General features: G+C 59.7%; 24 protein-coding genes. 11 read left to right on the forward strand and 13 right to left on the reverse strand.

Annotation, left to right across the window (positions count from 1 at the left end):
• The first annotated feature begins 5 nt into the window (after positions 1 to 5).
• Together ACIQ1A_RS03910 and folE are read left to right on the forward strand one after the other, a co-directional pair.
• Entirely contained in the window at positions 6 to 1262 is a 1257-nt protein-coding gene (locus ACIQ1A_RS03910; protein ID WP_395769758.1) for a TCR/Tet family MFS transporter, read from the forward strand.
• A 13-nt stretch (positions 1263 to 1275) separates the two neighbouring features.
• On the forward strand, positions 1276 to 1887 hold the full coding sequence (gene folE / locus ACIQ1A_RS03915) for a GTP cyclohydrolase I FolE (RefSeq protein ID WP_395769759.1): 612 nt from the start codon (positions 1276 to 1278) through the stop codon (positions 1885 to 1887).
• Between the two features lie 71 nt (positions 1888 to 1958).
• On the opposite strand, the gene ACIQ1A_RS03920 is transcribed toward folE, so the two are convergent.
• Positions 1959 to 5471, reverse strand: coding sequence for an indolepyruvate ferredoxin oxidoreductase family protein (locus tag ACIQ1A_RS03920; RefSeq protein ID WP_395769760.1), 3513 nt, complete (start codon positions 5469 to 5471; stop codon positions 1959 to 1961).
• 111 nt (positions 5472 to 5582) lie between these two features.
• On the opposite strand from ACIQ1A_RS03920, the gene ACIQ1A_RS03925 reads away from it, so the two are divergent.
• Entirely contained in the window at positions 5583 to 6221 is a 639-nt protein-coding gene (locus ACIQ1A_RS03925; protein WP_395769761.1) for a hypothetical protein, read from the forward strand.
• Positions 6222 to 6304: 83 nt separating this feature from the next.
• On the opposite strand, the gene ACIQ1A_RS03930 is transcribed toward ACIQ1A_RS03925, so the two are convergent.
• The 3 genes from ACIQ1A_RS03930 to ACIQ1A_RS03940 are packed head-to-tail and all read right to left on the reverse strand — an operon-like array spanning position 6305 to position 8087.
• A complete protein-coding gene (locus ACIQ1A_RS03930; RefSeq protein WP_395769762.1) occupies positions 6305 to 6583 on the reverse strand; it encodes a GIY-YIG nuclease family protein in 279 nt (92 codons plus the stop codon).
• A complete protein-coding gene (locus ACIQ1A_RS03935; protein ID WP_395769763.1) occupies positions 6580 to 7446 on the reverse strand; it encodes a bile acid:sodium symporter family protein in 867 nt (288 codons plus the stop codon). Before ACIQ1A_RS03935 ends, ACIQ1A_RS03930 begins: the two co-directional genes overlap by 4 nt.
• A complete protein-coding gene (locus ACIQ1A_RS03940) occupies positions 7443 to 8087 on the reverse strand; it encodes a putative 2OG-Fe(II) oxygenase (RefSeq protein ID WP_395769764.1) in 645 nt (214 codons plus the stop codon). The genes ACIQ1A_RS03935 and ACIQ1A_RS03940 overlap by 4 nt, the downstream gene beginning before the upstream one ends.
• Positions 8088 to 8106: 19 nt before the next feature.
• Between ACIQ1A_RS03940 and ggt the strand changes: the two genes are divergently transcribed.
• The gene (gene ggt / locus ACIQ1A_RS03945) at positions 8107 to 9813 is read left to right on the forward strand and encodes a gamma-glutamyltransferase (RefSeq protein ID WP_395769765.1); all 1707 of its coding nucleotides are present in this window, start codon (positions 8107 to 8109) and stop codon (positions 9811 to 9813) included.
• Between the two features lie 4 nt (positions 9814 to 9817).
• Entirely contained in the window at positions 9818 to 10519 is a 702-nt protein-coding gene (locus ACIQ1A_RS03950; RefSeq protein WP_395769766.1) for a 2OG-Fe(II) oxygenase, read from the forward strand.
• A 3-nt stretch (positions 10520 to 10522) separates the two neighbouring features.
• Here the strand turns inward: ACIQ1A_RS03950 and ACIQ1A_RS03955 are convergent, their stop codons facing one another.
• Positions 10523 to 10993, reverse strand: a complete 471-nt coding sequence (locus ACIQ1A_RS03955; protein WP_395769767.1) for a GNAT family N-acetyltransferase — start codon at positions 10991 to 10993, stop codon at positions 10523 to 10525.
• 6 nt (positions 10994 to 10999) lie between these two features.
• Positions 11000 to 11788: a hypothetical protein gene (locus ACIQ1A_RS03960; protein ID WP_395769768.1), complete on the reverse strand. Its 789-nt coding sequence runs from the start codon at positions 11786 to 11788 to the stop codon at positions 11000 to 11002.
• Between the two features lie 353 nt (positions 11789 to 12141).
• On the opposite strand from ACIQ1A_RS03960, the gene ACIQ1A_RS03965 reads away from it, so the two are divergent.
• The 6 genes from ACIQ1A_RS03965 (at position 12142) to ACIQ1A_RS03990 (ending at position 18412) form a co-directional block, all read left to right on the forward strand.
• Positions 12142 to 12936, forward strand: coding sequence for a bacteriorhodopsin-like (locus tag ACIQ1A_RS03965; protein WP_395769769.1), 795 nt, complete (start codon positions 12142 to 12144; stop codon positions 12934 to 12936).
• A 91-nt stretch (positions 12937 to 13027) separates the two neighbouring features.
• Positions 13028 to 13987 carry a polyprenyl synthetase family protein gene (locus tag ACIQ1A_RS03970; protein WP_395769770.1) on the forward strand — a complete coding sequence of 320 codons (960 nt, stop codon included), beginning with the start codon at positions 13028 to 13030 and terminating at the stop codon, positions 13985 to 13987.
• Positions 13987 to 15462: a phytoene desaturase family protein gene (crtI, locus tag ACIQ1A_RS03975; protein WP_395769771.1), complete on the forward strand. Its 1476-nt coding sequence runs from the start codon at positions 13987 to 13989 to the stop codon at positions 15460 to 15462. The genes ACIQ1A_RS03970 and crtI overlap by 1 nt, the downstream gene beginning before the upstream one ends.
• Positions 15455 to 16396 carry a phytoene/squalene synthase family protein gene (locus ACIQ1A_RS03980; RefSeq protein ID WP_395769772.1) on the forward strand — a complete coding sequence of 314 codons (942 nt, stop codon included), beginning with the start codon at positions 15455 to 15457 and terminating at the stop codon, positions 16394 to 16396. Before crtI ends, ACIQ1A_RS03980 begins: the two co-directional genes overlap by 8 nt.
• The gene (locus ACIQ1A_RS03985) at positions 16386 to 17543 is read left to right on the forward strand and encodes a lycopene cyclase family protein (protein ID WP_395769773.1); all 1158 of its coding nucleotides are present in this window, start codon (positions 16386 to 16388) and stop codon (positions 17541 to 17543) included. The genes ACIQ1A_RS03980 and ACIQ1A_RS03985 overlap by 11 nt, the downstream gene beginning before the upstream one ends.
• Positions 17540 to 18412 carry a Brp/Blh family beta-carotene 15,15'-dioxygenase gene (locus ACIQ1A_RS03990; RefSeq protein ID WP_395769774.1) on the forward strand — a complete coding sequence of 291 codons (873 nt, stop codon included), beginning with the start codon at positions 17540 to 17542 and terminating at the stop codon, positions 18410 to 18412. The genes ACIQ1A_RS03985 and ACIQ1A_RS03990 overlap by 4 nt, the downstream gene beginning before the upstream one ends.
• Before the next feature lie 17 nt (positions 18413 to 18429).
• Here ACIQ1A_RS03990 and ACIQ1A_RS03995 read toward each other — a convergent pair whose 3' ends face one another.
• The 7 genes from ACIQ1A_RS03995 to ACIQ1A_RS04025 form a co-directional block, all read right to left on the reverse strand.
• The gene (locus ACIQ1A_RS03995; protein ID WP_395769775.1) at positions 18430 to 18858 is read right to left on the reverse strand and encodes a hypothetical protein; all 429 of its coding nucleotides are present in this window, start codon (positions 18856 to 18858) and stop codon (positions 18430 to 18432) included.
• 10 nt (positions 18859 to 18868) lie between these two features.
• Positions 18869 to 19108, reverse strand: a complete 240-nt coding sequence (locus ACIQ1A_RS04000; RefSeq protein WP_395769776.1) for a CDGSH iron-sulfur domain-containing protein — start codon at positions 19106 to 19108, stop codon at positions 18869 to 18871.
• Between the two features lie 78 nt (positions 19109 to 19186).
• The gene (locus tag ACIQ1A_RS04005; protein WP_395769777.1) at positions 19187 to 19900 is read right to left on the reverse strand and encodes a peptidoglycan DD-metalloendopeptidase family protein; all 714 of its coding nucleotides are present in this window, start codon (positions 19898 to 19900) and stop codon (positions 19187 to 19189) included.
• Between the two features lie 255 nt (positions 19901 to 20155).
• Positions 20156 to 22873, reverse strand: a complete 2718-nt coding sequence (locus tag ACIQ1A_RS04010; protein ID WP_395769778.1) for a cation-transporting P-type ATPase — start codon at positions 22871 to 22873, stop codon at positions 20156 to 20158.
• A 235-nt stretch (positions 22874 to 23108) separates the two neighbouring features.
• Positions 23109 to 23441, reverse strand: coding sequence for a hypothetical protein (locus tag ACIQ1A_RS04015; RefSeq protein ID WP_395769779.1), 333 nt, complete (start codon positions 23439 to 23441; stop codon positions 23109 to 23111).
• A gap of 56 nt (positions 23442 to 23497) precedes the next feature.
• Positions 23498 to 23755 carry a BrnA antitoxin family protein gene (locus ACIQ1A_RS04020; RefSeq protein ID WP_395769780.1) on the reverse strand — a complete coding sequence of 86 codons (258 nt, stop codon included), beginning with the start codon at positions 23753 to 23755 and terminating at the stop codon, positions 23498 to 23500.
• The gene (locus ACIQ1A_RS04025) at positions 23748 to 24029 is read right to left on the reverse strand and encodes a BrnT family toxin (protein ID WP_395769781.1); all 282 of its coding nucleotides are present in this window, start codon (positions 24027 to 24029) and stop codon (positions 23748 to 23750) included. The genes ACIQ1A_RS04020 and ACIQ1A_RS04025 overlap by 8 nt, the downstream gene beginning before the upstream one ends.
• Between the last annotated feature and the right edge of the window lie 145 nt (positions 24030 to 24174).

Raw genomic sequence — 24174 nt, forward strand, 5'->3', positions numbered from 1 at the left:
ATCCCGTGACCGTCACCCAACCGGCGCGCCGCGCCGCGTTGATCTTCATCTTTTTCACGGTGCTGATCGACATCCTTGCGTTCGGCCTGATCATTCCGGTGCTGCCGCATTTGATCAAGACAATCGGTGATTACGATTTCGGCCAGGCCGCGATGATGACGGGCTGGTTCAGCGTGGCGTTCTCGCTCATTCAATTCGTGTTCGCGCCGCTGCTCGGCGCCTTGTCCGACTGCTATGGCCGCCGTCGGGTGATTTTGATTTCCTGTTTCGGTCTGGCCGTGGATTTCACCTTCATGGCACTGGCCACCAGCATTCCCATGTTCTTCATCGGCCGGGTGATTTCGGCCATGACTTCGGCCAGCTTCAGCACCGCCAATGCCTACTTGGCGGACGTGACGCCGCCGGAGAAACGTGCGGCGGCGTTCGGTTTGCTCGGTTCGGCCTTCGGCATCGGATTTGTCATCGGCCCGGCCTTGGGTGGCTTGCTCGGCGGCATCGACCTGCGCCTGCCGTTTTATGTCGCGTCCGGTTTGGCGGCACTGAATTTTCTTTACGGTCTGTTCGTGTTGCCGGAATCCCTGCCGGTGGAATCGCGCACCCCGCGATTTGAATGGAAGCGCGCCAATCCGATCGGCGTATTGCTGGTGCTGAAACGTTATCCGGCGGTATTGGGTTTGATTGCCGTGGCCTTCCTCGGCCAACTCGCGCATTTCGTGTTGCCCAGCACCTTCGTGCTGTATTCCGATTACCGCTATGGCTGGGGCGAGCAGCAGGTCGGCTATGTGCTCGGTCTGGTCGGCATCTGCAATGTGTTCGTGCAGGCCTTCCTGATCCGCCGGCTGGTGCCGAAAATCGGCGAACGCAAAGCACTGCTGTTCGGTCTGTTCTTCGGCATGTTGGGCTTTGCTTGGCAGGGCTTGGCCGAAACCGGCATGCTGTCCTTGCTGGCGATTCCGTTTCTGGCGCTTTGGGGCCTGGCCAATCCGTCCTTGCAGGCCATCATCACCAAGCAAGTACATGCCGATGAACAAGGTGGCTTGCAGGGCGCGGTGGCATCCATGACCAGCTTGGCCGGCATCTTCGCGCCGTTCCTGTTCACCCATACCTTTGCCCTGTTCATCAGCGATCATGCGCCGATGCAGATTCCGGGCGCGGCCTTCCTGTTGGCAAGCCTGTTTCTGGCCATCGCCATCGGCTTGGCCTGGCGTAAAACCGCATGGATGAAACCTTCACAGCCTTCAGGGCATAATGTCCCTATCTAAACGAGGAGGCATCATGGCCGCCAAGAAGACCCCCGCCAAGCCCGCCGCCAAGCCGGTGGCCGTCAGTCAGGCTCAGGCCGAAGATGCCATCAAGCTGCTGTTGCGCTGGGCCGGTGACAACCCCGAACGCGAAGGCCTGCTCGATACACCCAAGCGCGTGGCCAAGGCCTACAAGGAATGGTTCGGCGGCTATGAAATGCATCCGGAAGATTACCTGAAGCGCACCTTCGAGGAAGTGGAAGGCTACGACGAAATGGTCATCCTGCGCGACATCGAATTTGAATCGCACTGCGAGCACCACATGGCGCCGATCATCGGCGTGGCGCACGTGGGTTACATCCCGAATGGCCGCGTGGTCGGCATCAGCAAGCTGGCGCGGGTGGTGGAAGCCTACGCCAAGCGCCTGCAGGTGCAGGAAAAGATGACTGCGCAGATTGCCAACTGCATCCTGACCATACTTAAACCCAAGGGCGTGGGTGTGGTGATTGTGGCCAAGCACGAATGCATGACCACCCGCGGCGTGCACAAAACCGGCGTGAGCATGGTCACCAGCAAGCTGCTGGGCAGCTTCCGCGACGATGCGCGTACCCGTGCCGAGTTTTTGCAGTGTGTGGGTATGAAGTAAGCCTGCATCACTATCTCTAAAAAGAAACGCCTCCATCCGGAGGCGTTTTTATTTCTAACATTAAACATTGCTTAGGCAAACTTCGCCATCAGCTCCGCCCACTGCGATTTCACTTTGGCCGCGTGCTTCTCTTTCACATGCCCGAAGCCACGGATGTGCTCCGGCAGACGCGCGAACTGCACCGCCTGCACGTGATTGCTGACCGACAGTTTCGACACGATGGTTTTGATGTCGCGTTGGTAGTCTTCAATCAGGGCGCGTTCCATTTTGCGCTCTTCGGTTTTGCCGAACACATCAAACGCGGTGCCGCGCAGGAACTTCAGGTGGCGCAGGGTTTTGATCGCCGGCAACGCCCAGGCGCCGTATTCCTGCTTGATCAGGTGACCATCGGCATCTTTCTTGGCAAACAGCGGCGGTGCCAGATTCAGATGCAGCTTGATGTTGCCCTCGAAGGTGTCTTCGATTTGTTTCAGGAACGCTGGGCTGCTGTACAGGCGCGCCACTTCGTATTCGTCCTTGTAGGCCATCAGCTTGAACAGGTATTTGGCCACCGCTTCCGACAGGCCGGTGTATTCCGGCGTGTGCTTGGCTTCCTCGCTGCGCACGAAAGCCACGAAGTCGCCGTACTGTTTGGCGTAAGCGGCGCTCTGGTATTCGGTGAGGAACTTGCTGCGCACCGCCATGGTTTCGTCCAGCGACTGGCTGAGTTTGCCTTCACCCACGAACGCCAGTTCGGTGGCGCTGACGCTATTGCCGAGGAAATCGGCGGCTTTTGCTGAAGCGCCCATGCCGGCCGCGGCTTGCACGCCGGCCATATTAAACGCGGCCATGCGGCCCCAAGCGAAGGCTTTTTTATTCATCTCCACGGCGGCGCCGTTGAGTTCCACCGCACGCATCAGGGCTTCAAACGACAGCGGCACCAAGCCTTTCTGCCAGGCGTAGCCGAGCATCAACAGGTTGGTGGCGATGGCATCGCCCATCAGCGCCAGCGCCAGTTCGGTACCGGCCACCTGCAGCGGTTCGCGGCCGTCCAGCGCGGTGGTCACCGCGGCGATGATGTCTTTGGCCGGGAACTGCATGTCGGTGTTGCGGGTGAAGGTGCCGGGCATGGCCTGGTAATCGTTCAGTACCACGGTGCTGCGCTCGGCACGGATTTTCGACAGCGCCCAGTAGTCATTGACCACCACCATGTCGCAACCCAGTACCAGGTCGGCTTCGCCGGCGGCGATGCGCACGGCGTGGATGTCGTCCGGGGTTTTGGCGATGCGCACGTGGGTGGTGACTGCGCCACCTTTCTGCGCCAGACCGGTTTGATCCAGCACGCTGCCGCCTTTGTTTTCCAAATGCGCGGCCATGCCGATCAAGGCGCCGATGGTGACCACACCGGTACCGCCGATGCCGGTAATCAGGATGTTCCAAGGCTGGTCCAGATTTGATTGGAAGTTCGGCGCGGGCAGCGCCTCGAAATCCATCTGCACGTTCGGCTTGCGTTTTTTCAGGCCGCCGCCGGTGACGGTGACAAAGCTCGGACAGAAACCTTTGACGCAACTGAAATCTTTGTTGCAGTTCGATTGATCAATCTCTCGCTTGCGGCCGAATTCGGTTTCCAGCGGCAGGATCGACACGCAGTTGGATTTTTCACCGCAGTCGCCGCAGCCTTCGCACACCGCCGGGTTGATGACGGTACGTTTGGCCGGATCCGGCATCTTGCCGCGCTTGCGCCGGCGACGTTTCTCGGCCGCGCAGGTTTGATCGTAAATGATCACGGTGGTACCGGGCGTATCGCGCAGGCGCTTGGACACCGTATCCAGTTCCGTGCGGTCGAAGAACTCCACGCCGCTCGGGAAAATCGAAGGATTTGACCACTTCTCGATGTCGTCGCTGAGCACCACGATGGTCTGCACGCCTTCACTGCGTACCTGATGCGCGATATCGGGCACGGTCAGGGTACCGTCCACCGGCTGGCCGCCGGTCATCGCCACCGCATCGTTGTACAGAATCTTGTAGGTGATGTTCACCTTCGCGGCAATTGCCTGGCGGATGGCCAGCGAGCCGGAGTGGAAATAGGTGCCGTCACCCAGATTCTGGAACACATGCTTTTCACCGGTGAACGGCGCCTGGCCACACCAGGTCACGCCTTCGCCGCCCATCTGGGTGAAGGTGTCGGTGTTGCGGTCCATCCAGGTCACCATGTAATGGCAACCGATGCCGCCGAGTGCACGCGAACCTTCGATCACGGTGGTCGAAGTGTTGTGCGGGCAGCCCGAGCAGTAATGCGCGGCTCGCGGGAATTCGGCGCGCGGTTTGGCCAGCTCTTTTTCCTTGGCGGCGAGAAAGGCCAGGCGATTGTCGATGGTTTCCGACTGAAAGAAGCGCGCCAGACGCTTGGCGATGACCCGGGCAATGCGCGCCGGGGTCAGTTCGTGCGTGCTGGGCAGAATCCACTCGCCGGCTTCGTCGTACTTGCCGACCACGTGCGGGCGCACGTCCCAGTTGAACATGTATTCCTTCATCTGCGATTCGATGAAGCTGCGCTTCTCCTCGACCACGATGATGTCTTCCAGACCTTCAGCAAAGGCACGAATGCCGACCGGCTCCAGTGGCCAGGTCATGCCCACTTTGTAAACGCGAATGCCGATCTCGGCCGCTTCCTGCTCACCGATGCCGAGGTATTCCAAGGCCTGCAGCACATCGAGATAGGATTTGCCGGTGGTGACGATGCCCAAGCGCGATTTCGGCGAGTCGAACACGGTTTTGTCGATTTTATTGGCGCGTGCGAAGGCCTGCGCTGCGGCGACGGCGTATTGGTGCAAGCGCATTTCCTGATCCAGCGGCGGATCCGGCCAGCGGATGTTCAGACCGCCGGCGGGCAGCGCAAAATCTTCGGGAATGATGATGTCGAGCTGGTGCGGGTCGACATTGACCGAAGCCGAGGACTCCACGGTTTCGGCGATGGTCTTGAAACCGACCCAGCGCCCGGTGAAGCGACTCATGGCCCAGCCGAGCAGGCCCATGTCGAGAATATCCTGCACGCCGGCCGGGTTCAGCACCGGCATCATCGCCGACACGAACTCCAGTTCCGAACCGTGCGGCAGGGTCGAGCTGCGACAGGCGTGGTCGTCGGCGGCCAGCGCCAGCACGCCGCCCATCGGCGAGGTGCCGGCGGCATTGCCGTGCTTGAACACGTCACCGCAACGGTCCACACCCGGGCCCTTGCCGTACCACATGGAAAACACGCCGTCGTATTTGGCGCCCTCGAACAAATTGGTTTGCTGCGTGCCCCAGACCATGGTCGCGCCCAGGTCTTCGTTCAAGCCGGGCGTGAACACGATGTTGGAATCGGCCAGATGCTTCTTGGCTTTCCACAATTCCAGATCGAAGCCGCCCAGCGGCGAGCCACGGTAGCCGGAAATGAAACCGGCACTATTGACCCCGGCGGCGCGGTCGCGCATCTGCTGCATCAGCGGCAGGCGCACCAGCGCCTGCACGCCGGACAGGTAAATGCGGCCCTGCTGGCGGCTGTATTTGTGGTCGAGGGTATAGTCCCGGTCGATGCCGGGAGAGAGCGGGGAGGTCGAAGACATGGCCGAGCCGGTGAATAAAGACTCTAAATTATAACAGGACGGCCCGCCGGGCTTCTGCCCCAAGCGCCGCCGCCTGCGCTGGGCTTGGCGCTATAATGGGCCGAATCCCCCATGAATCAGGAACTTCCCATGCGTCTCTCCGGCATTCTGCTCTTGGCTTCGGCCCTGACCCTGGCCGCCTGCGCCTCCTCCGGCCCGACCAAAGGCACCCAGTTGCAATCGAGCTGGTCCGACCCGTCGGTGACCCTGACGCCCGGCAAGAAAGTGCTGGTGGTGTTCCGCGATAAAGACGCCGCCAAGCGCCGCGAAGTGGAAACCGAAATGGCGGCTTTGGTGAAAGACGCGGTCTTGGGTGTGGATGTGCTGCCCGAGCGTGAAATGCTGACCGACTCCGAAGCCACCCGCTTCCAGCTCAAGCGCAATGCCATCGATTACGTGCTGGTACTGCACTTCGACGGCCTGACCCCGCAGTTGGATTACAAGGCCGCCGATGTCTATCGCCAGCAATCCGACACCGGTCTGTATGGCTATTGGGATAACGGTTGGAAAGCGGCCTACGAAGGCGAGTCGATCACCAAGACCAACAAAGTGATTGCCCAGGCCGATACCCGCGTGTTCGATGTCGCCACCGGCAAGCTGGTGTGGTCTTCGAAGAGCCAGACCTTCAATCCGCAAAGCAGCCAGGCGGCCATCCGCGAAATCCTGAAGGCCAACGCCGACGGCCTACGCAAGAGTGGCTTGATTCACTGAGTGGGACAACGCGGATAAAAAAAACCCGCCGCGGCGGGTTTTTTTTGTGGGTCATAGCATCGGGTCCCAAGGGGTGGGCCAGGTCATCGGCCGCAGGATTTGTAAGGCGTACTGAAAAAAACCGGTTTATCGGCCCGCGGCAGCTTCTTCAGCGCCGCTTCGGCTTTGGAGGCACTGGAGCGGTCCGGATAAACGCGCGAGGCCAACAGACGGATCGGCGGATGCGCGCGTGTGTAACGGGCACCGGTGCCGGCGGTGTGTTCGGCGTAACGCCGGTCCAGATTGGTGGTGATGCCGGCATACAGGCTGGTGCCCTTGCCGGTGCGGCATTCCAGCAGATACAGATGCCAGACCGTGCTCATGCCGCCCGGGCAGGGCGATTGAGCCAGGCCGCAAATAGCCCGGCAGTAATGAACATACTGATCGAATAAAACGCCGCGGGAACCGCCATCACGCTGTTTTCCAGAACGGTGAATGCGATGAACAGCGCCAGGGTCCCGTTATGGATGCCGATTTCCATGGCAATCGCGATGGCCTGCCGGCGCGGAAGCTTCAGCGCGAGCGGTACCGCGTATCCGATCAGCAGGGAAAGCACATTGAACAGCACGCAGGCCAGTCCGATGATCGCCGCATATTCGGCCAGCAAGCGCCATTGCTGCACCATGGTCAGCACCACCAACAGCGCAAGCAGCAGCACCGAAAACAGACGCAGGGGTTTCTCGACGCGGTCGGACAACTGCGGCCAGGTGCGCCGGATGCCCATGCCGATGGCGACCGGCACCAGAATGATCAGACCGACTTCGATGATTTTTCCGAAGGGCGGTGGCACCGCTTGATCGGCCGCCATGAAATAGGCCAGCGAGAATCCGACGATCAGCGGCAGGCTGAGCAGACACAGCAGTGAATTGACCGCGGTCAGGGTGATATTCAGCGCCACATCGCCGCCGGCCAGATGCGAATAGATGTTGGCGCTGGCACCGCCCGGTGCCGCCGCCAACAGCATCATGCCCACCGCCAGTTCCGGCGGCAGCTTCAGCAGCAGACACAGACCGAAGCAGATCGCGGTCAGCAGCAGCATCTGCACGCCAAGACCGATCAGCACCGCCTTGGGCTGGCGCAGAATACGCGCGAAATCGGACGGATGCAGAGTCATACCCAGGCCGAGCATGATGATGCCCAGCGAAGCCGGCAGCAGGACGCCGCTGACCAGCGCGGTGTCGATCATTTGAAATGCATCGTGCAGTTCATGGCGACGGTGATGCGCTCACCCTCACCATAAAACGGCATGACCTGATGTTGCACCCAGGACGGAAAAATCACCAGCATGCCCGGCTTGAGGTCGAAGGCGTAATTGCCGAATTGGTAGGGAAAACCCAAATGTGAGTTGCCGGCATCTAGATACATCTGGGTCATCGGATTGATGAAGCTCAGCCGGCCCGACTCGGGCTGATCGGCATCGCTTTCGCCGGCGCTGACGCAGTACACCGCCGACCAGGACGCCATCGGATGATTGTGCACGCCGAAAAAGCCGCCGCGCCGGGTGACGTGAAACCAAGCGTCGGTGACGATTTGCAAGCGGGCCATGCGCGCCGCATCGTAGCGGTTGAGTTCGGCGACGGTCTGCGCGATTCGCGACAGGCAGAATTCACGCAGCTCGGCAATGCAGGCCTCCGGCCAATTGAACAGATCGAAATTGCTTTCGAACAGCTCCTTGTTCCGTGGCGTGTACGGATTCGGGTTGGCGAATCGCGGGCCCTGGGCTTCACGGCGCAGGAACAATTCGCGCAGGGCCTGATTTAAACTGTCACAATCAGGCAGTTGCTCGAAGGCGTATGGAACGCTGAAAATCGGATTGATCTGGGCCATGGCCACCACCGGAGACGTTATGACATTGTGCCAAAAATTAGGCTTGCTGGGTGTTCTGGCCGCTTCCGGTCTGCATGCCGCCGATCGCATCACCGGGCCGAGCTTTGCCATGCGCAGTGAAGTGTATGCGCCGAAGGCGATGGCCGCGACCTCGCACCCGCTGGCGACCCAGATTGCCTTGCAGACCATGCGCGAGGGGGGCAGTGCGATGGACGCCGCCATTGCCGCCAATGCCGCGCTTGGGCTGATGGAGCCGACCGGCAATGGCATCGGCGGCGACCTGTTCGCCATCGTCTGGGATCCGAAAACCCGGAAGCTTCACGGTTATAACGGCTCGGGCCGGTCGCCGGAAGCGCTCAGCCTGGCCGAGTTCCAGCGCCGCGGACTGACCGACATCCCTTCACACGGCCCGCTTCCGGTGACCGTGCCAGGCACGGTGGACGCCTGGTTCGCATTACATGCCCGCTTCGGCAAGCGTAGCATGGCGCAAAATCTGGCACCGACCATCGCCTATGCACGCGAGGGCCACCCCGTGCATGAAACCATCGCCTACTACTGGGCCCGCAGTGTGCCAACCCTGTCGAAGTGGCCGGGTTTCTCCGAACAATTCACCGTGGACGGCAAACGCGCACCACGCACCGGCGAACGCTGGCGCAATCCGAATCTGGCCAGCACCCTGGAAATCATCGGCCGTGAAGGACGCGATGCGTTCTACAAGGGGGCCATCGCCCGCAGCATTGACACCTACTTCAAGGCTAACGACGGCTTCCTGCGCTATGAAGACCTGGCTGCGCATCAGGGTGAGTGGGTCGCGCCGGTCAGCACCAACTACCGCGGTTACGATGTCTGGGAGCTGCCGCCGAACGGACAGGGCATCGCTGCGTTGCAGATTCTGAATCTGCTCGAGCCGTATGATCTGAAAGCTTACGGCTTCGGCAGCACCGAACACATCCACCTGTTTGTCGAGGCCAAGAAACTGGCGTTTGCCGATCGTGCCGCGTCTTATGCCGATCCGGATTTCTACAAGACCCCGGTGGCCCGCCTGATCTCCAAGGACTATGCGCGCGAGCGCGGCAAATTGATTTCGATGGACAAGGCCATGAAAGCGGCCGAGCCGGGCATCATTCCCGAACTGAATGAAGGCGACACCATCTATCTGACCACCGCCGATGCCGACGGCATGATGGTCTCGCTCATCCAATCCAATTACCGCGGCATGGGCAGCGGCATGGCGCCGCCTGGCCTGGGTTTCATTTTCCAGGACCGCGGCGAGCAGTTCGTGCTCAAACCCGGCCATGCCAACAGCTTCGCGCCCAACAAGCGTCCGTTCCACACCATCATTCCGGCCTTCATCACCAAGGACGGAAAGCCCTGGATTAGTTTCGGGCTGATGGGTGGCGCCATGCAGCCACAGGGCCACGCCCAGATCGTGATCAATCTGGTTGATTTCGGCATGAACCTGCAGGAAGCCGGTGATGCGCCGCGCATCCAGCATGAGGGTTCGACCGATCCGGCCGGTCAGGCCGTGGCGATGGCCGATGGTGGCGAGGTCGATCTGGAAACCGGATTTGCCTACACCACCATCCGCGCCCTGATGCGTAAGGGGCATAGCGTGCGTTACGCCGACGGTCCATACGGCGGCTATCAAGCCATCAAGGTCAATCCGGAGGGTGGTTACGTCGGCGCCACCGAAAGCCGTAAAGACGGCCAGGCCGCCGGGTACTGAGGCCATGCTCAACAATGCCATCGATCTGAACCGTTACCGCCAGCTGCTGGTGCAGCATACGCGCGTGCAGATTCCGGATTTTCTGCAGCTCGATGCCGCCGAAGCCCTGCACAGCTGTCTGCGTGATGACATTCCCTTTGCTTTGGCCGAGCGCTCCGGCGGCAATTCGCATACCATCGATGCCGCGACCTATGCCGCCATGGATGAAGCCGTCCGACAGGCCCTGCTGCAGAAAGCCTACACACGCGCGAAAACCGAATTCCAGTTTTCCTACGACAGCTACATGATCGTGCGCGCCATGAAAGAGGGCTGGGCACCGAATCCGCTGCATACGGTGCTCGAATTCCTGAACTCGCCCGAGTTTCTGCTGTTCGCGCGCCGACTGACCGGCGAGCCGACCGTGAACCGCGTCATCGCCCAAGGCACGCGTTACCGCCCCGGCCAGTTCCTCACCCGACACCAGGACCGCGAAGACAGCGAGAACCGGGTGTGCGCGTTCGTCATCAATCTCAGTAAAAACTGGGACAGCGATTGGGGCGGCCTGCTGCAGTTCCATGATGAGGCCGATCGGTTGGTGGACAGCTTCGTGCCGTACTGGAATACGCTGTCACTGTTCCGCGTACCGCAATCGCACACGGTCAGTCTGGTGACGCCCTGGGCCGGCGCCGACCGGCTGGCGATTACCGGCTGGTTTCTGGCCGATTAGCACTCAGTCGCGCCGCATCTCGAAATGCGGAATACCGTCCTCATCGTATTCATCGCCGACTTCAACAAAGCCGAGCACCCGGTAGAAGTTCAGCAGATAGGACTGCGCGCTGATGCGGATGCCTTGGCCGGGGAAATACCTTTCACAGCCCGTGATGCCTTCATGCATCAGTTGTTGGCCGAAGCCCTTGCCGCGGAAGGCCGTCGCGGTCAGCACGCGCCCGATTGAGGGTTCGGCATAGAACGTGCCGGCATGCACTGATTTGCGGCCCGGATCGACCGCGCGCAGATAAGCGGCGAGTTGGCCATCGCAGGTGCCGATCAGGTGCCAGGAATGCGCATCGAGCGCATCGGCATCCTGATACGGGCAGTTCTGTTCGACGATGAATACCGCTTCGCGTGCGGCCAGCACGGCGTGCCACTCCAGCGCGGTCAGTTCGTGCAGGCGGGCCCAGCGGAAGGAGAGTGTACTCACCAGGGTTCAGAAATTATTGAGGGCGATGACTTTGCCATTGGCACCGAACCAGACCTGGCCGTTGCCGAGCATGGCGCCTTCATCGCGCACGAACATATTGCGCGGAATCGCTGCGGCGATGGCCTTGCGGTAGTCCGGGGTGAACACCGCATCGTAAACCGCCAACAGCTCGGCGGCGTTACGCAGGGTTTTGATCTTTCCGTTCAGCGTGACCTTGATCGGGTAACGGATTTCCGCCGCCACCGCATTGCGATCTCCGGCCTTGAGTGCGCGCCAGAAGTGTTCCGCCGGGGCGTGCACGGCCTGATTGCTGGTCGCGCCGATGGCGCCGTAACGGTTGCTGAGCTTGCCGGAAATGGCCCCTTCGGCCGATAGGTAAAAGGGTACCGGCGCACGTTTGCCGTCCAGCATCTGCCAGATGCCGACCAGCACTTCGCAGGCCAGCACGCTGTCGCCGTAACGGCCCTGCGGATCGCGTTCCGGGAAGGCGCCGGTGAAGCGGGCGCTGATACGGCCATCACTGCCGTACTCGTCAATCCGTACGTTGCCGTCTTTGCCGATCTGGCCGCGGATGCGGATATCGCGCAACTGGCTGGCGTACACATACACGCCGTTGAGTTCACCGGCGCCGAATACCAGCGACATCCGTATCGGGTATTTGCCGTCGATGCTGCCGGTGTAGTCCCAGATCCGGCCGGGCTCGTTCCAGGTGCAGGCCGATTGTGCATGCATCGGTAAAAGCATCGCCAGCAGTACCGCCAGAGTCCTGAAGTTTGAGCCCGGAAACCGAATCATGTTGCCTCCGCGTGAGTTGTTTGCCTGCCATAGCATTATCGATTGAGGCCCGCATGGGCTGGAAATACCTGGCAGGTCAAAACCAGCATGGCAGAATCATATGCCATCGATAATAAGCCCGTACCCGCGGTTTATAAGAACCTGAGGGGGACGGAATAGTTAAATTATCATTAATAGTTAAAAAAAAGTTATTTTTAGAGTATTTACATTAGTCCATTAATTTCGTACCGTGACCTAACTATGCAGCTTCTAGATTGCAGGTTTTTGGTCGGTTTGCAGTAGTCATCCAAGGGGCAAGTACTATAATCGGGGTGCTGTCGTTCACAGATTTAAACCTTTAGGAGATAAACGCAATGTTACATAAAAACAATTTAATAAAATCAATCGCCAAATCGGCGTTTTCACTGGCTCTCGTTTTCGGCGCAACACAGGCCTCGGCCGGAGAGTCGTCCGTTCTGAATAGTAATGATTTCGTCGGAATTTCGTTCTGGCTGATCTCGATGGCGCTCATCGCCTCCACGGTATTCTTCTTCCTGGAGCGCGACCGTGTCTCGGCAAAATGGAAAACATCCCTGACAGTATCGGGACTGGTCACGCTGGTCGCCGCCGTCCATTACTTCTACATGCGTGATGTCTGGGTCACCACGGGGTCCACCCCGACCGTGTTCCGCTACATCGACTGGCTGATTACCGTGCCCTTGCTGATGGTCGAGTTCTATCTGATCCTCTCTGCGGTCACCAAGGTGTCTTCCGGTATTTTCTGGCGCCTGATGATCGGCACCTTGGTGATGTTGGTCGGTGGCTATGTGGGTGAAGCCGGCTACATGGAGGCCATGCCCGCCTTCATCATCGGTATGGCCGGTTGGGCCTTTATCCTGTATGAAATCTTCATGGGTGAAGCCAGCAAGGTCAACGCCAGCAGCGCGCCGGCTTCCGTACAGGCCGGTTTCAAACTGATGCGTTGGATCGTGACCGTGGGTTGGGCCGTTTATCCGCTCGGCTATTTCCTGGGTTACCTCAATGGTGGCAGCCCGGCAGATACCGCCAATGCGCTCAACATCACCTACAACTTCGCTGACGTTCTGAACAAGATTGCCTTCGGCCTGATCATCTGGTCGGTCGCAGTCAGTGAATCTGAAAAACATTAACAGCTGGTAATCACGACCACGCTTTCCCTGTCTTTCGAGGCAGGGAAAGCGGCGGTTCGTGGCAGTAACCCACTCTAGCCGGAAATGCGCCATGCCCGGAACCCTATTGAATTTCCCGGAAGCCCCATCGGCAAAGCTCGCCCAGATGCTTGAGAGCGTCGATGCCCGGATGCGGCTGCTGACCGGGATGCACGCGGAATGGGTCACCGATGCCGACCCCGGCGTTTCCACGTCTGCCGAATACCATCTTCGGGCGGGCGGCCAGAAAGTAAGGGCGCGGCTCGGCCTCTGCTCGGCATTGGCTCTGGGTCTGTCCGAAAGCGAGGCCATCGGCATCGCCGCCTGTGCCGAACTGCTGCACAATGCTTCACTCATCCACGATGATCTGCAGGACGGCGACCTTTACCGGCGCGGCGTCCCGGCGATCTGGAACCAATTCGGAAAGAACACGGCGCTGTGCTGCGGCGACCTATTCCTGTCCGCTGCCTATGCCGCCCTTGGCGGTATCGGCAATCATCCCTTACTCCCTGAAGCCCTGGCCCTGACACACCGGCGTGTTGCCCGTGCCGTGCATGGACAATGCGCCGATCTTGCCGAGCGGCCTGACGGCGAGGATGCCGTCGAACAGTACCTGGCCATCGCCAAGTCCAAGTCGGGCGCGCTGCTTGCGCTACCGATCGAACTCTCCCTGCTGCTTTCCGGCAATGCGCAAAGCATTCCGCTGGCGACGGCAGCCTGTGAAAATTTCGCAATCAGCTATCAGGCGCTGGATGACATCCAGGATATAGCCATCGATGCGGCGCGTCCCGCGCAAACCGGATTTGGCGGAATCGCCAGCGCACCCGGACTCAACCTTGTCCTGATCATGCAGAACCACGGTCTGCAGGCCCGTGCCCTGTCGATGGCGGTTGCCTTGGCCGCCCGCCATCTGGATCAATGCGAAGCAGATGCGGTGAATCTGCCCTGCGGCGCGGGGCGCATGCTGCTCGCCTACTGTGCCGGGATGCGCGCCAAACTGGATGATGCCGTATCCGTCCTTGAAGCCTGCTGATGCACGCCATCGTCGTCGGTGCCGGGTTCGGTGGCATTGCCGCGGCGCTGCGCCTGCGTGCCAAAGGTTATGAAGTCACTCTGATCGACCGTTGCAATCACATCGGCGGCCGCGCCCGTGTGTTCGAACGCGAGGGATTCCGCCATGACGCCGGGCCGACGGTCATCACCGCACCCTTCCTTTTCGAAGAACTGTTCGCGCTGTTCAACGAGAAGTTCTCCGATCATGTCCGGCTGGTGCCGTTGACGCCCTGGTACCGCTTCGCGTTCCGTGACGGCAGCCGGTTCGATTACGGCGGTACGCTTGAACAGACGCTGGCTGAGATCCACCGCATCGAGCCCCGGGATGTCGGGGGTTACCTGGCCCTGCTGCGCCATTCCCAGCGCATCTTCGATGTCGGCTTCACCCAACTGTCCGCCCAGCCGTTCCACCGGCTATGGACCATGCTCCGTCAGATTCCAAGCCTGCTCCGCCTGCGCTCGCACGAGACGGTATGGCAGATGGTGTCCCGCTTCCTGTGCAGTCCGAAGCTGCGCCGTGCGTTTTCAATACAGCCCCTGCTGGTCGGCGGCAATCCGTTCGACACCACCAGCATCTACGGTCTGATCCATTATCTGGAACGCGCCTATGGCGTGCATTTCGCCATGGGCGGAACGGGGGCCATCACCCGCGCGCTTGAAGACCTGATGCGGCGCAAGGGCGTCCGCATCCTGCTCGACACCACCGTATCTACAGTGCAGGTTTCCGGAAAGCGGGCCGACGCCGTCATTCTCGCGGATGGTACGGTGATGGCGGCGGATCTGATTGTGTCCAATGCCGATCCGGCGTTTCTTTACAACCGGATGATTCCGCACCGCAAGCGGTCACTGCCGGTGCGTGCCAAGCTGGCCGCGGCCGAATATTCCATGGGTCTGTATGTCCTGTATTTCGGCACCACCCGGACCTATCCGGAGGTGGTGCATCACACCATCTGGATGGGGGAGCGCTACCGCGAGCTGCTCGCGGACATCTTCGATCACAAAACGCTTTCGGAGGATTTCTCCCTTTATCTGCATCGGCCCACGGCCACCGATCCGAGTTTCGCGCCGCCCGGCTGCGACAGTTTCTATGTGCTGTGTCCGGTGCCGAATCTGCTCGGAAAGACTGACTGGGACGCTGCCGGACCGCAGCTGCGCAACCGGATCGTCGCAGCCCTGGGCGAAACCCTGCTGCCCGGGCTCGAGCTGTCGATCACCGCCGAGTTCGCGATGACGCCGGAGGATTTCAAGGAAGACTATCTGAGCGAACACGGCGCCGGTTTTTCCATCGCGCCGATTTTCCGCCAGTCGGCATGGTTTCGATTCCACAACAGAGCCGAAGGAATACGCAATCTCTATCTGGTCGGTGCCGGTACCCATCCCGGCGCCGGCGTGCCTGGCGTGCTCTGCTCCGCGAAAGCGGTCGACGCCCTGATTGCACCGGCCGCCGATGTCTGACAGCCATTCCCGGGCGGCCGATGCGGTGTTGTCCGCGAAGGGCCGGAGCTTCCACTGGGCCCGCCGGTTCCTGGGCGAGCGCCATGCCGAACGCGCCACGCGCCTGTACATGCTCTGCCGCTATGTGGATGACATCGCCGATGAGGCCGTATCCGGCACTGATGCGCGGCAGGCCTTGGCGCGGATGAAGCAGGACATGCGCGCGGGCCGGAGTTCGGATCCAATCGTGTCGGACGGCATCCGTCTGTTTGCAGAGTGCGGCATCGAACCGGGCATCTTCATCGAACTGATTGACGGCGTCGAATCCGATCTCGGCACAGTACGCATTTCCGACACCGACGCGCTCATCCATTACTGTTACCAGGTCGCCGGAACCGTCGGCCTGATGATGTGCCGGATCCTGGATGCGAAAGAGGCCGCAGCCGACGCGCACGCCATCGATCTGGGCATTGCCATGCAGTTGACCAATATCTGCCGGGATGTCGGTGCCGATGCGGCGCTCGACCGGCGCTATCTGCCCGCCACGCTGGTCGGCGAGCTCGCGCCCGCGTCCTTGCTGCAGCCCGACACCGGCACCGATGCCGCCGTCCGGTCGGCACTGTCCGATCTGCTGCAGCTTGCCGACCGCTACTATCAGAGCGGTGAGTCCGGCCTGGCCTATCTTCCGGCGGCCTCGCGGGCCGGCATTCTGCTGGCGGCGCGGGTGTACCATGCCATCGGCAGTACGCTGCGGCGAAATGATTTTTCCTTCCAGAGCGGACGCGCCGTCGTGGGCACCGGACGAAAATCCCTCATTACGCTGCAGACACTTGCTGAATTCGTTCTGCACCGCCGTTACCGGCAGGTTCCGGCAGCGCATGATGCCGCTTTGCATGAACCGCTGCGCCGGACAAGCGTGCGCATGACGACCTTGAACACGCGCCATGTCGACTGATGCCGACGTGATCATTCTGGGCGGCGGCTGCGCCGGTCTGGGTCTGGCCTGCAATCTCAGCCAATACGGCGGCCGCGCACCGCGCACGGTCATCCTCGAGCAGAGGAATGAATACCGGAATGACCGAACCTGGTGCTTCTGGGGCGATGCCGCCGCGCCGTATGCCCGGCTCGCCGGCCATCAGTGGCGACATTTGCGCGTTGCCGGCGGCGGCCGATGCATCGATTTCGATTGCGGAAAAACACCCTACCGCATGCTTGCCGCCGATGCCTACTATGCAACTGCCCTGCAGGCCATCCATGCCAATCCGCAGCTGTCGCTGCATCTGGGCCACGGCGTGCTGTCCGAGCCCGAATATGTCGATGGCGTCTGGCGCATCGAAACGAGTCAGGGCAGGGTCAGTGCCGTGTCGCTGGTGGACACCCGCCCGAAGCCGGCATCCGAACAGAGCCCGGCCTTGCTCTGGCAATCGTTTTTCGGTCATGAAATCGAAACATCGGATCCCGTGTTCGATCCGTTCATCGCCGACCTGATGGATTTTCCGGAAAGCGGTGACCACCGGATTGCGTTCATCTACGTGCTGCCCCAGACCGCAACACGGGCCTTGGTCGAGTACACGGTCTTCGCCGAATCTCCCTTGCCGGCACCGGCCTTGCAGAAGGGTCTGGATGCGGCTCTCGAAAACCGTACCCGCGGATCGGCATACAGGACGCTGCGCAGCGAATACGGATGCATTCCCATGGGCGGCAACGAGGCGGCACCGGCTGCCGGACGTGCAAATCCTTCCCGTGTCCATGCCGGGCTGTCGGCCGGTGCGGCACGTCCCGCCACCGGCTATGCCTTCCAACGTCTACAGCGCTGGGGCGCGCAGTGCGCGCAGGCCCTGGTCACGACCGGGACGCCGGTTCCGCAGACGCCGGATCGGCTCATAGCGAGAGCGATGGATCGGCTGTTCCTGCAGGTCCTGCGCACGCAGCCCGCGCTTGCGCCAACACTGTTCACAGCCATGTTTGCCGATGTCGACAGCCGTCGTCTGATTCGTTTCCTGAGCGATGAAGGCACTCTGCACGATCATGCCGCGGTCATCGCCGCATTACCTGCCGGTCCGTTCCTCAAACAGCTGTTCAGCCGGAAGCCGTCGGCATGAACGCCATCGATACCCAAGGGAAGGGATTCATCGCTGCGGTCATGCTCAGTCTGGTGGTGTCGCTGTTCGTTCCGTTTCCGGCTCTGGAAATCCAGTTGCTGATCATGCTGATCCTGGTGATTGTTCTGGGCGTTCCCCATGGCGCCCTGGATCTCATTTTCGCCAAGCGCCTGCTGGCCCTGCACACGCGTACGGGCTGGTCGGTTTTCCTGATCGCCTATCTGGGATTGGCCGTGCTGGTGGTGCTGGTCTGGTGGCGTTTTCCATGGGCTTTCCTGCTCGGCTTTCTGGCCCTGTCCGTATTCCATTTTTCGGGCGACCTCAAAGGCCGGGCACCCCTTCCACTGCGCCTTCTGTATGGCGGCGGCATCATTCTGTTTCCCGCCGTGTTGCATGCGCAGGCGCTCGGCCAGTTGTTTTCAATGTTGATCGGCGGCCCGCAGGGGCAGCCGATGGCGGATGCGCTGCATGCCCTGGCGTGGCCCTGGCTCGTGCTCACCGCCGCCGTCGTGGTCTGGAACCTGAAGCGCCATCCGGTCGCCGCATGGGAAACACTCGGCGTTGCGGCAGCACTGACACTCCTGCCGCCCATCCTCGGCTTCACGCTCTACTTCTGCCTGATGCACAGTGCCCGTCATGTATTGCGGACCAAGCAATTCGCACAGGCCTCCTGGTCGAGCCTGGTGTGGATTGCTGCGGGGCCGGTAATCGGCACGCTCGTGCTGGGCTACTGGGGCTGGCAGGGTCTGGCGGAATCCGGGCTGACGGCCAAGATTGTCCAAATCGTTTTCGTCGGACTGGCGGCCTTGACCGTGCCGCATATGGCCTTGGTCGAGCGTGTCCACTGGCATTCGCCGGACCGGGAATGATGCGGCCAGCGCTTGGATTACATCCTCCACCAGGCAAGGCGGCGCGTGTCGTGGTTCCAGTACAGATGGATGGCATCGCACTGCCCGTCGCTCAGGGTCAGGCTGCGGGCCGCGGGTTTATTGATGCAGCCCGGCAAAGTCTGCGCGCCGAGTGCTTCCGGGGCACAGTCGGGCCCGTCCGGCGTCAGCGTTACCGGCAACGCGCACACTGCGTCCTGCCTGGCCGAATCGACACCGAAAGTTAAAGTCTGTGCGCCATCGGCAAGCGTCTTGCTTTCGACGGTTATCGTCACCTGCGCATTCGCTTGATTAAGTTGCGCGCGTTCGGGTGTGCCGTCGCCGTCCAGATCCACGCGCAGCGGTTCCGGGCCCTGCGTGGCGCAGGCCGTAACCAACAGGGTGAGGGCAAGAGCGGGAAAATGCAGCAGTTTGGGTAGCGCAGACATGGCAGTCGTATCAGGTCTGCTTGTGGCTGCCGTCGCACAGGGGGGCGTTATTCGTCGCCTTGCAGCCGCAGAAATACACGGTGCCGGTTTTTTCGGCGTGATGCTTCATCGGGCTGAAGCTGCTGCCTTTGTGCGAGCCATCGCAGAACGGCTGGTTTTTACTGAGGCCGCAGGCACACCACCAGTAATCCTTGCCGGCTTCCACGTCAACGGCAATGGGGGTTTCCGATGCTCTTGTTGCTTTGTCCATGATCAGCTCCGATGGGGTCAGAATACATGCGCGGCCAACATGCCGCGCTCCGCTCAGTGTACCCAAATCCGGGGCACCTTAGGCGCAATCAGCCAAGGCCGGCAGGCGCAGCAGTAGATTCGGATCCGGGCAGCGCGCCAGCCACTGCGCCGCTTCGGAAGGCCGGCACACGCCGGGATAGTCGCCGACGTAATCCAGCAGATCGGTGATGATCTGGAAATGCAGATGCGGCGGCCAGCCCACGTTCACCTCCGGTGCGCCCAGCCAGCCCAGTACATCGCCGGCTTCAACAACGCGGCCCACCGGCGAGGCGTCCATGCTTTCACGCGCGAGATGTCCGTATAGCGTGTAGAACATTCGGTCGCCGAGACTGTGTTGCAGAATCAGGGTCGGGCCGTAATCGCCGAAGGCGGCGTTGTCCTGGCAGGAATGCACGTGGCCGGGCAGTACCGCATGTACGCCGGTGCCGGCACGCAGCCACAGATCCACACCCAGGTGCAGGGTGCGCGGTTCGTTGCCATCGCCCTGCGCCGAGAATACCGGGCTCATGGCATACAGGGTGCGGTTTTCGCCATAACCGCCGGCCGCATAGTCAGCACCGGCGGCGGCGATCTGCTGTGTAATGAACGCACTGAAGTCGGCGGTCACGCTCGGATCGAAACCCTGCAGCGCCGGGTTGCCCGCGCTCAGGTCCAGTCGGCAGCAGGGCCGGCTGTGCAGGGCAAAGGGCAAGGGGCTGACGGCGGCCAGTGCGGCCAGGAAGGTGTTCCAGTCGGTCGTTGGATTGGTCATGCAGAACACCGAGTCAGGCGGAAGATGCCGCGGGCAAACTTAGTTTAAACAAGTTTCGGGACAGCCATCCGCTGAAATGCATGCCAAAACCTGCCAAGAGCGCAGCGCTGATGATTGTGTTTTGGGCTACGCAGGATATTCCCCGAACGGGTAACCGCCGGACGCAATTTTGATCAGCGTGAGCACGACCATCATTCCGGAGACAAATGCAGAGAGGGCGATGAGGGCTTTCTTGGCCATGGCCTGAAAATCGTTTCAATGCATCGGTTTGTTGCCCCGCTCACGACGGAAAAAAAGACGGACCTGCTTTTCCACTTCTAGAATGATAAACAATAGAACGCCAATCGCGAATATCGATACGCCATCCAGAAGCGGAATGGATTCAGTAGCCAGTATTTTCTGCAAGGGCGGCAGATAGGTGATGGCGAACTGGGCAGCTGTAATGATTATCACGACCAGCCATACCACTTTCGTGCCCCGCACGGCTTTCCACGTCAAGGAAGTTCCGTAGATGTTGCGAATGAAGAAAAGATGGAATATTTCCATCACCACCAGAGTGTTTAGCGCAAGCGTGCGCGCCAGCTCCACGGAATAGCCGCGCTCAATGGCATGGGAATAAATTCCATAAACGCCGCACAGGAAAAGCAGGGAAACGAAGGCGATATGCCACAGCAGCCCGCTGCTCAACAGTGCTTCGCTCCGTGAGCGCGGCGGATGACGCATGGTGTTGGCTTCCGTAGGCTCAAAAGCCAGCGCAACACCCAGCGTGGTGGCGGTAATGAGATTGACCCAAAGGATCTGGACCGGCGTGACGGGCAGGGTCATGCCGAAAAGCAGCGCCACTATGATGGTCATAGCCTCGCCGGCATTGGTCGGCAATGTCCAGCTGATGACCTTCTTCAGATTGTCATACACGGTACGGCCTTCCCGAACAGCGGCGACAATGGATGAAAAATTATCATCGGCAAGAACCAGTTCCGCGGCTTCTTTGGTGGCATCAGAGCCCTTGAGGCCCATGGCTATTCCTACATCGGCACGCTTCAGTGCCGGGGCGTCATTGACGCCGTCGCCGGTCATTGCAACGGTCATGTTGTGTGCCTGTAAAGCAGTGACGAGACGCAGCTTATGTTCAGGGCTGGTGCGTGCAAAAATATTGCATTCAACCACGATATCTTTCAGTTGCTGATCGCTGATGCCGTCCAGGTCAGCGCCGGTGAGCACCATGCCGGCATTATCCAAGCCAATCTGCTTGCCGATGGCAACCGCTGTCTTCGCATGATCGCCGGTAATCATCTTCACCTGAATGCCCGCCATTCGGCATTCAGCTACGGCAGCTATGGCTTCGGATCGTGGCGGGTCAATCATTCCCACCAGGCCCAACAGGCAGAGTTTTCCCTGTACATCATCATGCTCAAGCACGGTATGCTCCGGTGGAAGCGGCCTTACCGCAAAGGCCAGCACGCGCTGTCCCTGCGCGGCAATGGCCTCAGCCTGTTCCTTCCAGTAGCCGGCATCCAGTGCTTCGAGGCTTCCGTCCGCCGTGCGCTGGTTTTGACACATGAGCAGGATGTTTTCCGGCGCACCTTTGACAAAAATGAAAGCATGCTGATCATGGTTGTGATTCAGGGTTGCCATGAATCGGTGCCGGGCATCAAATGCAATGGCATCGGTACGCGACCAAACTGCCTTTTCCCTGCCGGCATCCAGGCCCATTTTCCCGGCGAAGGAAAGCAGGGCCGCTTCCATCGGGTCGCCTTCCGCGTGCCAAACACCGTTCCGTTCATGCAGGGCGGCGTCGTTGCAAAGCGTCGCCGCACGCGCGAGCTCTTCAAGGGCATGGTGCTCTGTTGGATTGATATGGATATCATCAAGGCTCAGTTCGCCTTTGGGCGCGTACCCCTCTCCTTCCAGTCTGAACAGATACTGCGACGTCAGCACCGACGCCACCATCATTTCATTGCGCGTGAGTGTTCCGGTTTTGTCCGTACAGATAACAGATACCGAGCCAAGCGTTTCGATGGCCGGCAGTCGCCTTACAATCGCATGGCGCTTCGCCATTGCCTGTACGCCAATGGCCAGAGTGATGGTGAGTACGGCGGGCAAGCCTTCGGGAATGGCGGCAACGGAAAGCCCGACGACCGACATGAATGTTTCCGCGAAATCGTGATGACCGACAGAATATCCATACACCAGCAACAGGACGGCCATCATCAGAACGACGGCCGTCAGTCTTCTGGCAAAAACATCCATTTGTTTAACCAGCGGGGTCGTGAGTGTTTCCACGCCGGCGAGCAGGCGGCTGATCCGGCCTATTTCGGTATCGCTGCCGGTAGCCACAACAACGCCTTTGCCCTGACCGGAGGTTACCAGAGTGCCGGAGAAGGCCATGCAGAAACGATCGCCCAGCGCCGCATCTGCGGCTACTGCCTTAATCTGCTTCTCAACGGGCACGGATTCGCCGGTAAGGATTGCTTCCTGTAACGACAGGCCATGTGCGGTCAGTAGACGCAAGTCAGCCGGCACTTTGTCTCCTGCTTCAAGCAACACAATGTCACCAGGTACCAATTCGGCCGCGTCGATGGAAAAGCGCAGTCCGTCACGGATTACGTGGGCGTGGGGCGCAAGCATTTGCCGAATGGCCTCCATCGACTTTTCCGCCTTGCCCTCCTGTACAAAGCCGATGATGGCGTTAGCCACCACCACTGCCACAATGACGCCGGTATCTATCCAGTGCCCCAGTATTGCCGTAATCAGTGCGGCCCCGAGCAGGACATAGATAAGGATATTGTGGAAATGCAGCAGGAAAGAAAACAACGCACATCGTTTTCGTGCTTCCGGCAAACGGTTGTATCCATGCTTTTCAAGACGATTCGTGGCGTCGTGCTGATTCAGACCGTCGATGGCGGAATTCAGGTTTTCAAGCACGGACTCGTCATGAGTGCTGTGCCAGATTAATGGCAGTTTTTCAGTCATTTTCAACCCCAAACGCCCTGCTTCGGCAAACATGGTTGGCGAGACTCGGCGTGGCACCGCAAATGTGCATTTCATGCGATGAGCGGGTTATACGAACCGACATCTCGAACCGATATAATCCAGACATATATGCTGCCCTTAATGAGGCTTCTAACGATTGAATGAAGCGGTAACCGGCATTGCAGGTAATTCCAGTTTAACCAAGTTCAGGACTGCAGTCCGCTTCAATGAATGGTTAAGAGGAGCTGCCGGTAACGATGGTCTGTAACAGAAAAGCAGCCACTGTCAGCGAGGCAATGCCTATCAAAGGCAGGAATCGCAGGGCTTTGGGTACGGCAGACTGCGTAAAGCGATGATGAACGCGCCATGGTATGAGCGCCATGAGAGCGGTAGTGATGATGAGCAGCCAGCCGAATGCCGAAAGCACGCTGGAGTATGCGGACTCACGCGCAACCAGCAGTAGCGAACTACCGACAAGCAGGCGCACGAGAAGCTCGGCGTAATGTTTCAAGGCACTGTCCGCAAAACCGAGCAGAAATCCATGGATGCGTGCCGGCCGCGATAACATCAGTTTACTCAAATTTCGGGGCGGCTGTCCGCTTGAATGAGTAGTTAGAGGCCGATTCAAGCAGCATTAAGTTCTTGGCGTAGAACTTCGCGTAACTTGGCAACGGTTAATGGTTCCTTGTCTTTAGGTTGCTTAGCGGACGCAGCTTTGAGAGCGATATTTATCATAGTTTGATAACCAACACCCTCACTTTCAGCGCGGCTCCGAAAATACTGAAGAATATCATCGTCTAACATAATCGTAATGCGGGTTTTACCAGAGGTGGGAACATAAGCTCCGCGCTTGGCTTTAGAAAAATCATATTCTTTACGCATAATATTTCTCCATTTCGCCTGGACTGGCTTTTCGTGCGGAAATAAGACGTATCTTCTTGCCGCGAGGTGAATGTACGACAACTAGAATTCTGCCGAGCGCATCCATTCCGAGAGTAATAAATCTGCGTTCAGCTTCTGCGTCAGGATCATCGAAAGTTAAGGCATTTGGGTCATGTAGAACCTGCTCCGCATCCGAGAGGTGAATACGGTGCTTGCGAAAATTGGCCTTAGCCTTAACGGGGTCGAATTCAATAGTCACAGGACAATTATACATATGATATGCATACTGTCAAATTCGGCTTCTAACGATTGAATTAAGCGGCAGCCGGCCGCGACAACATCAGTTTACTCAAATTTCGGGGCGGCTATTCGCATGAATTTAGTTAAGTTCTTAATTATTTTCCATTGACTGGATTCAA

Origin of the sequence: Arenimonas sp., assembly GCF_044353605.1 — a bacterium.
Lineage (GTDB): Bacteria > Pseudomonadota > Gammaproteobacteria > Xanthomonadales > Xanthomonadaceae > Arenimonas.